The sequence below is a fragment of the Micromonospora sp. A3M-1-15 genome, from assembly GCF_024213425.1.
Taxonomy (GTDB): Bacteria; Actinomycetota; Actinomycetes; order Mycobacteriales; family Micromonosporaceae; genus Micromonospora; species Micromonospora chersina.
Genome location: NZ_JANAVK010000003.1, coordinates 189,522 through 202,119, shown reverse-complemented (window position 1 = coordinate 202,119; position 12,598 = coordinate 189,522). Strand labels below are relative to the sequence as shown.

Below are 12,598 nucleotides of genomic sequence, written 5' to 3'. Positions count from 1 at the left end.
GGCTGTCAGCGGCGGCGCGGCGTGATCAGCCCCGCCTCGTACGCCCACACGACCAGCTGGGCGCGGTCGCGGCAGTGCAGCTTCGTCATGGCCCGGTTGACGTGTGTCTTGGCGGTCAACGGACTGATCACCATGCGTTCGGCGATCTCGTCGTTGCCCAGCCCCCGGGCGACCAGCTCGACGATCTCCTGCTCGCGGGCGGTCAGCACGTCGCGTCCGGCCACCGGGTCGGCCGGCGGGGGACCGGCGACGAACTCGCTGATGAGCGTGCGGGTGACCGCGGGGGCGAGCAGCGCGTCGCCGCGGGCCACGACGGCGATGGCCCGCAACAGGTCGGCGGGGTCGGCGTCCTTGAGGAGGAACCCGCTGGCGCCCGCGCGGAGGGCGGCGAAGACGTAGGAGTCGAGCCCGTAGTTGGTGAGGATGAGGACGCGGACCGCCGTGAGGTCGGGATCGGCGGCGAGTCGCCGGGTGGCTTCGATGCCGTCGAGTCCCGGCATCTGCACATCCATCAGCACGACGTCCGGCCGCAGGCGTCGCGACAGCTGGACGGCCGCGGCGCCGTCGGCGGCCTCCCCGACGACCTCCAGGCCGTCCTCGGCGTCGAGCAGGGCCCGGAATCCGGCCCGCATGAGCGCCTGGTCGTCGGCGAGCAGGACCCGGATCACGTCAGCCACGGTCCGTGGCGGGCTGAGCGGGCAGGACGGCCCGCGACGGGCCGGCGCCGTCCAGCGGGAAGGTGGCCCGTACGGCGAACCCGCCGCCGTCGCGGGCGGCGGCCTGGAGCGTGCCGTCCAGTCCGGTGACCCGTTCCCGCATGCCGCGCAGGCCCACGCCCGGGGTCACCGGCCGGGCCGGCGACGCCTGTCCGTCGTCGGTCACCGAGACGGTCAGCCGCGCCGGGGCGTACTCGACGTGGATCCGGGCGGTGGCGGGGCCGGCGTGGCGGGCCACGTTGGTCAGGGCCTCCTGGACGACGCGGTACCCGGCCTGGTCGACCTCGGCGGGCAGGTCCCGGGGCTCACCGGTGACGGTCACCTGCACCGGCACGCCGGCCGCCCGGGTCCGCTGGGCGAGTTCGTCCACCCGGGCCAGCCCGACGGGGTCCTCGTCGGAGGGTGCGCGCAGGACGTCCAGCGTGGCCCGCAGTTCCCGCATCGCGGCGCTGCTGGCCTCCTGGATCGCCAGCAGCGTGGCCGACGGTTCCTCGCCGTGCTTGCGGGCCAGGTGCACGGCGATCCCGGTCTGCACCTTGATCACGGAGATGTTGTGGGTCAGCGAGTCGTGCAGGTCACGGGCGATGCGCAGGCGCTCCTCGCCGGCGCGGCGCAACGCCATCTCCTCGCGGGTGCGTTCCGCCTCGATCGCTCGCTGCTCGACCTGCTCCAGGTACGCCCGGTGCTGCCGTGCGACGAGCCCGGCCACGTTGGCCGCCACGAACCAGCCCAGCAGCAGGGCGGTCCGCTCGGCGATCTGCTGGCCGGGCCGGCCGACGGGCGCGACGGAGACGTCGCGGGTCAGGAAGCCGCCGAGGAAGACGAGGCTGGCCAGCAGGGCGGCCGACCGGTGCCCGCGCCAGGCGGCGAGGTAGACCGTGCCGAGGACCGGGAAGGCGGCGGACACCCCGGGGTGGACGCGGACGTGGAAGGCCAGCATGGCGGCGGTCACCACGACCAGCGCCACCACCGGGTACCGCCGGCACACCGCCAGGGCGGCCGCCATGACCAGGACCAGGGCGACGTCGACCACCCGCACCGGGGCGGCGTCCGGCGCGAGCGCGGCGTTGCCCAGCAGGAGGACGCCGAGGGCGAGGCCGCTGAGGGCGTACGGCAGATCACGGCGCATGGCCGAACTGTAGAACGGCCGTCGCCGGTGGAGCATCCCCCGCCCGTGGTAGGTGGGCGTACCGCGGACGCGGTACCGGCGGCCGGTCAGGTGCCTGCGGCGGCACGACGCTTTCCCGGCCCGCCGCGGCGAGCATCGAGCCCATGACATACCGCTTCTTCACACCCACGAGAGCGTCGGCCGCGACCGGCCTCACCGCCGACGTCTACCGGCAGCTGCGGGACGAGTTCCTCGGGCCGGTGCCCACCTTCCAGGCGCTCTCGGCCGCGCCGGAGCTGCTGGCCCCGACCTGGGCGCTGATGCGCGAGGCCCTGCTCGCCGGGGACGCGTCCCGGGTCGACCGCGAGCTCGTCGCGTCGGCGGTGTCCCGGGCCAACCGCTGCCGGTTCTGCGTCGACGCCCACGTGATGCTGCTGCACGCGCTGGGCGAGCACGCGCTGGCCGAGGTCATCGCCCGGGGCGGGACGCCACCCGAGCCGAGGCACGCCGAGCTGGTCGCCTGGGCCGAGGCCAGCCGCAGCCCCGCGGCCGCCGCCTGGACCGGCCGGTACCGCCCCGAGGTCACCGGCACCCTGCTCGCCTTCCACTTCATCAACCGGATCGTGTCGGCGCTGCTCGACCCGGATCTGCTGCCCGGCGGGCTGCAACGCTCACCCGTGGTGCGGTCGGTCGGCGGCCGGCTCTACGCCCGGACGGCGCGGGAGCCGAAGGAGCCCGGCCGCAGCCTTCCGCTGCTGGACGCCGGCACGACGGCCCCACCGGCCTGGGCGGAGGACAGGCCGGTGGGCGTCGCGTACGCGTCGTTGCGGACGGCCGCCCTGCGCGGCGGGAACCTCCTGGGGGACGTGGCCCGCCGGACCGTCGAGGCGACCGTGCGCTGGGAGGACGGGCAGTTCCCGGCCCGGCCCGCGGAGTGGGCCGTCGACCTGGTCCGGGACGTGCCCGGCACGGACCGCGTCGGGACACGCATCGCGCTGCTGGCGGCGTTCGCGCCCAGCGCCATCAGTGCCGGCGACGTCGCCCTCTGGCGGCTGTCCCATCCGGGCGACGCCGACCTCGTGCGGCTGGTCGCGTACGGCGCCATCACGGCCACCGACCACGTCGCCCGGGCACTGTCCGCGGCTCACCTCTAGGAGCTCACCATGCGCAAGGTCTTCGTCGTCGTCAGCGCCCTGTCGCTCGTCTCGTTCGCCGTGCAGTTCGTCTTCGCAGCCGTGGGCGCCTTCACGAAACCCGCGGGCGACGGCGCCTACGCCCTGCACAGCGTCAACGGGATGGCCGTCATCCCCGTGCTCACCCTGCTCACCGTCCTGTTCGCCGCGCTGGCCAGGGCGCCGGGCCGGCTCATCGGCCTGGCGGCCCTGCCACTCGGCCTGGTCGTCGTGCAGGCGCTCCTGGCCGCGCTCGCGAACGGGGCCACCGACGCCGCGGGCGCCAGCACCCCGTTCGGCCTGACCATCGCCGGGCTGCACGCGGTCAACGGCATCGTCGCGGTGCACGTCGTGGTCAACGTCCTCAGGGGAGCGCGGCAGCTGGCCCGCCCGGAACCGGCCGTCACCGCCCCGGTGGCCGTCCGCGAGGGGGAGCCGGCATGAGCACCGGCTCGCTGCTCGCGGCGGACCTGGTGATCGCGGTCCTCGCGGCCGCCGCGTGGCTGGGCGGCGGCGCCGCGTCGGCCGCCCGCCGCCGTCCGCTCGCACGGGGGCTGGCCGCCGTCGCGCTGCTCGCCACGCTCGCCCGTGCCGTCACGATCGCCGCGCTCGCGCGCGCCGGCTGGTGGTTCGCGGCGGAGAAGGTGCTCATTGCCGCGCCGCTGTCGCTCGCGGCGGTGGTCGTCGCCGGGCCGCGGCTGCTGCGGGCCCCGGGCGACATCCGGTCCGTCGCGGTCCCGCTTCTCTTCGCCGGGTACGCCGACAGCGCCGCCCTGCTCGTGACGGTCCTGCACGGCTATCCGGCGTCGGCCGGCGCGGGGCTGCTCGCGGTCGCCGGGGTCGGCGGCGCGACCGCGGTGTCGTGGCGGCTGCTCGGCGCGCCCCCGTCCCCGACCGTCTCCCGGGCGGCCCTCGCCGTGGCGGTCGCGGCGCTGCTGACCGGGACCGGGCTGGCCGCCGCCCCGGGCGCCGCTACCGGCGTACCTCATGATCACGGAGCTGGGGACGCGCGGCCCGCCGGCGAACCGACCAGGCGGTTCACCCTGACGGCGGCGACGGCGACGGTGCGGGTGAGCGGCCGCGACGTCGCGGCGTGGGCGTTCGACGGGCAGGTCCCCGGCCCGGAGCTGACCGCCACCGTCGGCGACGTCCTGGAGGTCAAGCTGCGCAACCGGGACATCGCGCGCGGTGTGACGCTGCACTGGCACGGCTACGACGTGCCGAACAGCCAGGACGGGGTGCCCGGCGTGACGCAGGCCGCGGTGCTGCCCGGGCAGGAGTTCGTCTACCGGTTCCGCGCCGATCAGGCCGGCACGTACTGGTACCACACGCACGCGGTGTCCGACGTCGGAGTACGGATGGGCCTGTACGGCGTCCTCGTGGTGCGCCCGGGCCCGGCGACCGGCGTCGATGTCACGGTGCCGGTGCACACCCTCGCCGGCCTTCCGCTTCCCGCCCCGCGCGTGGAACCGGTGGCGGCGGGCACGCCCGTGCGGCTGCGCCTGATCAACACCGACAGCACGACACACCGGTACGCCCTGGCCGGCACCCCGTTCCGGGTCGCCGCGATCGACGGATCCGACCTGCACGGCCCCACCTCCCTCGCGGAGACCGCCGTGCTGATCCCCGCCGGGGGACGCTACGACCTGGTGTTCACCGCGCCCGCCACGCCGGTGGCGCTGTCCGTTGACGGGCGGGCCGTCTACTCGACCGGACCGTTGTCGACGGCGACCGGCGGGTGGCCCGTGCTGGACCCGCTCACCTACGGCGCCGGTGCTCCGGTGCCGTGGTCCCGGTTCGACCGGGAGTTCACCCTGGTGCTCGACCGCGGCCTCGACCTGCACGGACTCCTACCGCGGTACGCCCACACCGTCAACGGCGCGGCCGACCCGGACATCCCGCCGCAGGTCGTCCGCCTCGGCGACATCGTGAAGTTCACGATCGTGAACCGGTCCCAGACCGTGCACCCGTGGCATCTGCACGGCCATCACGTCCTGGTGCTGACGCGCAACGGGGAACCGGCGACCGGAAGCCCGCTGTGGCTGGACTCCTTCGACGTACGCCCCGGTGACGTCTGGGAGGTGGCGTTCCGGGCCGACAACCCGGGGATGTGGGCCAACCACTGCCACAACCTGAAGCACGCCGACGCCGGGATGACGCTGCACCTGATGTACCGGGGCTGACCGGGTTCAGTCGAGGCGCAGGCTGACCAGGACGCCGGTCAGCTCCGGTTCGGCGTACTGGCGGGTGTCCCGGTCGGCGACCATGACCAGGTAGGCGTCCTGCCCGGTCGGGACCCCGCGGACGGAGAACCAGAATCGGCAGGTGCCGTCCGTGAGCGCCCGCCCGTCGGTCAGGCTCCCGGCGGCCATCCCGCCGGTGGTCATGATCAGCACCGGGGCGCCGTCCACGACGTCGGCCCGGGTTCCGGTGCCGGCGCAGCCGCCGTGGTCGTCCCTGCTGAAGGACGCGCCGTCGGCGAGCACCGCCGCGCCGGAGACCACGAACGTGCCGGTGGGCGGCGGGCTCGCCGCCGCGCGGGTGCGCGATCCGTTGTTGTTGAGGAACATCATGAGGGCCAGGGCGAGCCCCGCGGCGGCGCCAACCCACATCCAGACCGGGCGCCGTGCGGTCGGCTCCGGATGCAACGGCTGCATGGCATTCCCCTGCGCGGTCGGGCCCGCCGCTGTCCGGCGGGGCGGTCCGGGGGAGTGTCGTCGAAGATCGTTTATCTCCGCAACCCCGTTCGGCGAGGCGGCCGCGGCCGGTCCGGACCCGGGCCCGCCAATCTCGCGAAAACTTGATCCGTTCCAGAAGAGTGGGCTATGTTCGGGACATGACGTCCGACTTCGAGGCCCAGCTGCGGGCGGTCTCGTTGCGCGTGACGCGGCCCAGGTTGGCGGTGCTCAGCGCGCTGCGCGACCACCCCCACGCCGACACCGACACCGTGATCGCCCTCGTACGAGCGAATCATCCCACGGTGTCCCACCAAGCGGTGTATGACGTGCTTCGTGCCCTCACCGACGCCGGTCTGGTGCGGCGCATCCAGCCCGCCCGGGCGACCGCCCGCTACGAGTCGCGGGTGGGGGACAACCACCACCACGTCGTGTGCCGCTCCTGCGGCGCGATCGCCGACGTCGACTGCGCCGTCGGCCACGCTCCCTGTCTCACCGCCTCGGACGACCGCGGGTTCGTGGTCGACGAGGCGGAGGTCGTCTACTGGGGCACCTGCCCCGACTGCGCGACCGAAGGCACGTCCCAGTGAACCGCCAGTTCGGAAGGAAGTAGATGAGCGACATCCAGGACAACGCTCCCTCCAGCGCGCAGGGCGTGGACAAGAAGGAGGCGGCCGGCTGCCCGGTCGCGCACGACTCCGTCACCGCGCACGGCAGCGAGAGCGAGAACCCGGCGATCGACTCGCCGACCCCGAAGACCGGGGGTCGTCCGCGCACCAACCGCGACTGGTGGCCCAACCAGCTCGACCTGTCGGTGCTGCACGCGCACTCGCCCAAGGGCAACCCGCTGGGGGCGGACTTCAGCTACGCCAAGGAGTTCGCCAAGCTCGACGTCGAGGCCCTCAAGCAGGACATCGTCAACGCCCTCACCACCTCGCAGGACTGGTGGCCGGCCGACTTCGGCCACTACGGCGGCCTCATGATCCGGATGAGCTGGCACGCCGCGGGCACCTACCGCATCGAAGACGGCCGCGGTGGCGCCGGCGACGGCGGCCAGCGGTTCGCCCCGCTCAACAGCTGGCCGGACAACGCGAACCTGGACAAGGCGCGCCGGCTGCTGTGGCCGGTCAAGCAGAAGTACGGCCAGAAGGTCTCGTGGGCCGACCTGCTCGTGCTCGCCGGCAACGTCGCCCTGGAGTCGATGGGCTTCAAGACCTTCGGCTTCGGCTTCGGCCGCGAGGATGTCTGGGAGCCCGAGGAGATCTTCTGGGGCCCGGAGGACACCTGGCTCGGCGACGAGCGCTACGCCTCCGAGAAGGAGGTGACGCCCGGCGTCGGTGCGACCGAGATGGGTCTCATCTACGTCAACCCGGAGGGCCCGCGCGGCAACGCCGACCCAGCCGCCGCGGCGCACTTCATCCGCGAGACCTTCCGCCGGATGGCGATGAACGACGAGGAGACCGTCGCCCTCATCGCCGGTGGCCACACCTTCGGCAAGACCCACGGCGCCGGCGTCGCCGACGACCACGTGGGCCCCGAGCCCGAGGGCGCCCCGCTGGAGGCGCAGGGCCTGGGCTGGCTGAGCACCCACGGCAGCGGCAAGGGCGCCGACACGATCACCAGCGGTCTCGAGGTGACGTGGACCGACCGGCCGACGCAGTGGAGCAACCGCTTCTTCGAGATCCTCTTCGGCTACGAGTGGGAGCTCACCACGAGCCCCGGCGGCGCCAAGCAGTGGGTCGCCAAGGACGCCGAGGCGATCATCCCGGACGCGCACGACCCGTCGAAGAAGCACAAGCCGACGATGCTCACGACCGACCTGTCGCTGCGCGTCGACCCGGCGTACGAGAAGATCTCCCGCCGGTTCCTGGAGAACCCCGACGAGTTCGCGCTGGCGTTCGCCAAGGCCTGGTACAAGCTGCTGCACCGCGACATGGGCCCGGTCAGTCGCTTCCTCGGGCCGTGGGTCCCGGAGCCCCAGCTGTGGCAGGACCCGGTGCCGGCCGTCGACCACGACCTCGTGGGTGACGCCGACGTCGCCGCCCTCAAGGCGAAGGTCCTGGAGTCCGGCCTGACGACCGCCCAGCTGGTCTCCACCGCCTGGGCCTCCGCGGCGAGCTACCGCTCCACCGACAAGCGCGGCGGCGCCAACGGCGCGCGCATCCGCCTCGAGCCGCAGCGCAGCTGGGAGGTCAACCAGCCCGAGCAGCTCGCGACCGTCCTGGAGACCCTCGAGGGCATCCAGCGGGAGTTCAACTCGGCCGGCGGCGCGCAGATCTCGCTCGCGGATCTCATCGTGCTGGCCGGCTCGGCCGCCGTCGAGAAGGCGGCGCGCGACGCCGGCGTCGAGGTGACCGTGCCGTTCCACCCGGGCCGCACCGACGCCACGCAGGAGCAGACCGACGTCGAGTCGTTCCGGGTCATGGAGCCGCGCGCCGACGCGTTCCGCAACTACCTGCGTGCCGGCGAGAAGACCCAGCCGGAGGTGCTGCTCGTCGACCGCGCCTACATGCTGAACCTGACCGCACCGGAGATGACCGTCCTCGTGGGCGGCCTCCGCGCGCTCGGGAACAACGTCGGGGGCACGTCGCACGGCGTCCTCACCGACCGGCCCGGCGTGCTCACCAACGACTTCTTCGCCAACCTGCTCTCCCCGGGCACCCGGTGGAAGGCGTCGGAGTCCGACGAGCACGTCTACGAGATCCGCGACCTGGCCACCGACGAGGTGAAGTGGACCGCCACCGCGGTCGACCTCATCTTCGGCTCCAACTCCCAGCTGCGCGCCCTCTCGGAGGTCTACGCCAGCGAGGACGCCCGCGAGAAGTTCGTGACCGACTTCGTCGCGGCCTGGACCAAGGTCATGGAACTCGACCGGTTCGACATCGCCTGACCGGCACCGACGGGCGAGCCCGGCCGATCCACCAGCGATCGGCCGGGCTCGCCCGTCGTCGGGGCCTCGTCACCCGGCTGCTGCCAGCTCACGGTCGGGTACGGGCGGGGAATCCGGGCGGCGGGGCAGCAGCAGCGGGCTGGCGAGGATCAGCAGGCCCGCGACCACGATGGCGGTGCGCGGGCTGGTGGCGCCGGCGAGCAGCCCACCGAGCGCGCTGAGGACGGCGATGGCGGCGCTGCTGCCGATCGACCAGGCCGACAGGGTGCGGGCGACGCGGTCGGAGGGGGTGTGCTCCAGCCGGTAGGTGGCGAGCACCGGGTTGTACAGGCTCATGCTGATGATGATCGCGAGCTCGACGGCGATCACCGTCGCGAGGCCGGCGACGCCGGGCTGGACGAAGGCGAGGCCGATCAGCCAGACCGCGCGCAGCGTGCCGACCGTACGGAGGATCCGGTGCTGGCCGTACCGCGCCACGACGCGGCGGGCGAGGCGGGAGCCGATGAGGCCGCCGAGGCACGGGACGGCGAAGGCGAGGCCGTACTGCCAGGGTGGGAATCCGAGCTGGCGGAGCAGGAGCACGGCCAGCAGCGGCTCGGTGGCCATGATCAGTCCGCTGACGAGCAGCTGGTTGAGGTAGAGCGCCCGCAGGCCGGGATGGGCCAGGAGATGCCGCCAGCCGTCGAGCAGCTCGCCGGCGCGGACCCGGCTCCGGTCGGTCCGCCGCGGGCGCTCCTCCCGGTCGCGGATCGCCGTGACGCCCAGCGCGGACAGCAGGTAGCTGAGCGCGTCGGCCACCACGGTGGTGACCGGCCCGAACAGGCCGATGGCCGCCCCGCCCAGCGGCGGCCCGACGGCGATCGAGCTCCACGTCGTCGACTCGAACCGCGCGTTGGCCACGAGCAGGTCGTCCGGCCGGACGAGCGCCTTGAGGTAGGCGCCGCTGGCCGCGCCGAAGGCGATCTTGGCGGCGGCGACCACGGCCGACACCGCCAGCAACTGGACGAAGCTGAGCCGTCCGAGGGCGTAGGCGACCGGGATCGTCGCCATGGCCGCGAACCGGGCCAGGTCCATGGCGATCATCACCGGCCGCTTGCGGCGGAACTCCACCCACGGCCCGAGGGGCAGGGCGATGAGCGCGCCCACCGCCGGCCCCACCGCGGACAGCGCGGACACCTGGGCGGGGCCGGCGTCCAGCACCAGCACGGCGATCAGCGGCAACGCGCCGAACCCCAGCGCGGAGCCGTACGCGCTGACCGCGTAGGACGCCCACAGCCATCGGAACTGCCGGCCCAGGGGCCGTCTGCCCACCAAACTCCGCGCCCCCCGCTCGCATGACCCTGCCGTTGACCGCTGCGATCAAAGCAGGACGCGGGCGGGCGGATCAAACACCCCACTCCCGCGACGCCGCGTGGCGACGGTCGACGGCGTCGGTCAGCCGACCGGCTGCGCCGCCGCGACCTCGCCGGTGCGGCGCAGCTTCTGCCATTTGAGGCGGCCGCCGCTGAGCGCGGTGATCACGGAGTGGACCAGGACGAGGTACATGACCTGCCGGTAGATGAACTGCTGCAGGGGCAGCGCCCACAACGGCCGCAGCGGTTCCCGGTCCAGCCGGAAGGCCAGGACGGCGGTGACGATCTGCACCGCGAGGACGGCCAGCCAGGCCGCGAGGGTCTCGTACCGGTCGAGGAAGAACAGCCCGTAGACGGCGAAGATGTCCACGACCGGGGCGAGCAGCGGCAGGAGCACCGAGAACAGGGCGATGAACGGCAGCCCGCGGCGGCCGAACCGTCCCGAGGGTCCCCGGTCCACCAGGGCGCGCCGGTGCCGCCAGAGCGCCTGCATGGTGCCGTAGCTCCACCGGTAGCGCTGTCGCCACAGCTCGGGCAGGGTGACCGGCGCCTCGGTGCGGGCCACGGCGGTCTCCTCGTACACCACCCGCCAGCCGGCCCGGTGGATGCCCATGGTGAGGTCGGTGTCCTCGGCCAGGGTGGCCCGGCTGAGGCCGCCGGCGGCGAGCACGGCCTCCCGGCGGAACGCGCCGAGCGCGCCGGGGATGGTCGGCATGCAGTGCAGCGTGTCGTAGAGCCGGCGGTCCAGGCTGAACCCGATGACGTACTCGATGTGCTGCCAGCGGCCCAGCAGCCGCCGCCGGTTGCCCACCTTGACGTTGCCGGCCACCGCGCCGACGCGGGGGTCGGCGAACGGCTGCACCAGGCGGTGGATCGCGTCGGGGTCGACCACCGTGTCGGCGTCGACCATCACCAGCAGGTCGTGCCGGGCCAGCGCCACCCCGGCGTTGAGCGCGGCGGCCTTCCCGCCGCCGGGAACCCGGGCCACCCGCACGTTCGGCAGCCCCAGCCGCTCGACCTCCTCGGCGGTGCCGTCGTCGGACTCGTCGTCCACCACCAGCACCTCGATGCCGGGGTGGGTCCCGGTGGCCAGCGACCGCACGGCCGCCGCGATCGTGGTCCGTTCGTTGTACGCGGGCACGATGATCGTCACGGGGTCGGTCACCGCGCCGCCCCAGGACCAGGTGGGCGCCCGGCGCCGGCGGGCGTGCGCGAGGGCGTACCCGAACAGCAGCAGCGTGCGGGTCAGGGTGAGCAGCCCCACCACGATCAGCAGCAGCCACAGCAGGTGGATCGTCCCGTCCGCCGCCCGCACGCCCCAGACCAGCAGCGCCCCCCGCGCGCGGTCCATCCCGTCCAGCCGGGCGGTGCCCGCACCCGGTTGGCCGAGGCCCTGGGAGACCGTGGTGAAGCGGTAGCCGCGGGCCTGCATCTCCGGGATGAACCGGTCCAGCGCCGCGACGGTCTGGGACCGGTCGCCGCCGCTGTCGTGCATCAGCACGACGGCCCCGCGGTCGCCGTCGGGGGTGGCGTTGCGGACGATCGCCGGGACGCCGGGCCGCGCCCAGTCCTGGCTGTCGGTGTCGTTGAAGACCGACACGTACCCCCACCGTCCGGTCTCCCGCACCACCGGCCAGCTCGCGTCGTCGAGGGAGTCGACCCCGCTGGAGTACGGCAGCCGGGCCAGCGAGGTGCTGACGCCGGTGAGGTGCGCGATGGCGGCCTGGGTCTGCGAGTACTCCAGCTTCCGCCGCCATGCCGGCAGGTCCGCCATCTGCGGGTGGGTGAAGGTGTGGATGCCCAGCTCGTGCCCCTCGCGGGCCATCCGCTCGGCCAGCTCGGGATGCCGCGCGACCTGCGAGCCCACCACGAAGAACGTCGCCGGCGCGTGGTGCCGGGCGAGCACGTCCAGCACCTTCGGCGTCCACTGCGGATCCGGGCCGTCGTCGAAGGTCAACGCGATCGTCTTCGGCGGCATCCGCCGGGCCTCCAGCCGGCCGTCCGGGAAGTCCACCACGGTCCCACCGTCGCGCACCGGCTTCGGTACCGTCGCCGTGCCCGCCGGGCCGCCCGCGCGGTGGTCCGGGGTGAACCGGGCGTTGGCGTACGCGCCGATCGCCAGCAGGTTGAGCAGGACGAACGTGGCCACGGCCGCGAGCAGCCAGCGCCGGCGGTTGGTCCGGCGCTGGCGCCGTTGCTGCGGGTCGGTGGCCGCCGGCACGACCACGTCCCCGGTCCCGCCCACCGGCTGTCCGGCCCGCCAGAGCCCCATCAGGTCCCTGCCTGGATGATGTCGAGGCCCTGGAGCAGCCAGAACGCCGCCAGCAGCACCAGCAGCACCGCGACCAGCACGTAGGCGACGCGGCGCAGCAGCTGCCCCCGGCGCCCCGAACCGTCCACGAAGATCGCACGCGTGAGGTCCGGCGGCTGGAGCATCGCGGTCGCCGCCTCCACCGGCTCCGCGTGCCGGTTGGCCGCCGTCGGGGCGGCGACGCCCCGGGCGACGGAACGGTCCTTCCGGGACGGCGGTGGCTCCCGGGTGACCCGAGCCGTGGCCACGGCACGGCGCCGGACCGGTTCGGATTGCATCGAAACCCGGGCAACATAACGATCGTTCATCTTCTTCACCTGGCGAGCAATACCCCGTCAGGGCAGCACAACCACCTCCTCCGGCCGAGTTGTCCG

The 12,598-nt window shown here is 73.9% G+C and carries 11 protein-coding genes; 5 read left to right on the top strand and 6 right to left on the bottom strand.

The features are described 5' to 3' along the window. Window positions 1-5: 5 nt before the first annotated feature. Window positions 6-668, bottom strand: coding sequence for a response regulator transcription factor (locus tag NLX85_RS16185; protein WP_254335862.1), 663 nt, complete (start codon window positions 666-668; stop codon window positions 6-8). Window position 669: 1 nt separating this feature from the next. After that, on the bottom strand, window positions 670-1,845 hold the full coding sequence (locus NLX85_RS16180; protein ID WP_254335860.1) for a sensor histidine kinase: 1,176 nt from the start codon (window positions 1,843-1,845) through the stop codon (window positions 670-672). A gap of 143 nt (window positions 1,846-1,988) precedes the next feature. Between NLX85_RS16180 and NLX85_RS16175 the strand changes: the two genes are divergently transcribed. The 3 genes from NLX85_RS16175 to NLX85_RS16165 are packed head-to-tail and all read left to right on the top strand — an operon-like array spanning window position 1,989 to window position 5,179. After that, entirely contained in the window at window positions 1,989-2,978 is a 990-nt protein-coding gene (locus NLX85_RS16175) for a carboxymuconolactone decarboxylase family protein (protein ID WP_254335858.1), read from the top strand. A gap of 9 nt (window positions 2,979-2,987) precedes the next feature. Then, on the top strand, window positions 2,988-3,440 hold the full coding sequence (locus NLX85_RS16170) for a DUF6220 domain-containing protein (protein WP_254335857.1): 453 nt from the start codon (window positions 2,988-2,990) through the stop codon (window positions 3,438-3,440). Continuing rightward, window positions 3,437-5,179, top strand: a complete 1,743-nt coding sequence (locus tag NLX85_RS16165; protein WP_254335855.1) for a multicopper oxidase family protein — start codon at window positions 3,437-3,439, stop codon at window positions 5,177-5,179. Before NLX85_RS16170 ends, NLX85_RS16165 begins: the two co-directional genes overlap by 4 nt. Window positions 5,180-5,185: 6 nt before the next feature. Here the strand turns inward: NLX85_RS16165 and NLX85_RS16160 are convergent, their stop codons facing one another. Next, window positions 5,186-5,653, bottom strand: coding sequence for a hypothetical protein (locus NLX85_RS16160; protein ID WP_254335853.1), 468 nt, complete (start codon window positions 5,651-5,653; stop codon window positions 5,186-5,188). 179 nt (window positions 5,654-5,832) lie between these two features. On the opposite strand from NLX85_RS16160, the gene NLX85_RS16155 reads away from it, so the two are divergent. Both NLX85_RS16155 and katG read left to right on the top strand, forming a co-directional pair. Then, the gene (locus NLX85_RS16155) at window positions 5,833-6,261 is read left to right on the top strand and encodes a Fur family transcriptional regulator (RefSeq protein WP_254335851.1); all 429 of its coding nucleotides are present in this window, start codon (window positions 5,833-5,835) and stop codon (window positions 6,259-6,261) included. 23 nt (window positions 6,262-6,284) lie between these two features. Further along, the gene (katG, locus tag NLX85_RS16150; RefSeq protein WP_254335849.1) at window positions 6,285-8,561 is read left to right on the top strand and encodes a catalase/peroxidase HPI; all 2,277 of its coding nucleotides are present in this window, start codon (window positions 6,285-6,287) and stop codon (window positions 8,559-8,561) included. 69 nt (window positions 8,562-8,630) lie between these two features. On the opposite strand, the gene NLX85_RS16145 is transcribed toward katG, so the two are convergent. From NLX85_RS16145 to NLX85_RS16135, 3 genes are all read right to left on the bottom strand, one after another. Beyond that, the gene (locus NLX85_RS16145; protein WP_254335847.1) at window positions 8,631-9,872 is read right to left on the bottom strand and encodes an MFS transporter; all 1,242 of its coding nucleotides are present in this window, start codon (window positions 9,870-9,872) and stop codon (window positions 8,631-8,633) included. 123 nt (window positions 9,873-9,995) lie between these two features. Next, window positions 9,996-12,185, bottom strand: a complete 2,190-nt coding sequence (locus tag NLX85_RS16140; RefSeq protein WP_254335845.1) for a bifunctional polysaccharide deacetylase/glycosyltransferase family 2 protein — start codon at window positions 12,183-12,185, stop codon at window positions 9,996-9,998. Then, window positions 12,185-12,502 (bottom strand): hypothetical protein, encoded by a 318-nt coding sequence (locus tag NLX85_RS16135; RefSeq protein ID WP_254335843.1) that lies wholly within the window; start codon window positions 12,500-12,502, stop codon window positions 12,185-12,187. The genes NLX85_RS16140 and NLX85_RS16135 overlap by 1 nt, the downstream gene beginning before the upstream one ends. Window positions 12,503-12,598: the final 96 nt, after the last annotated feature.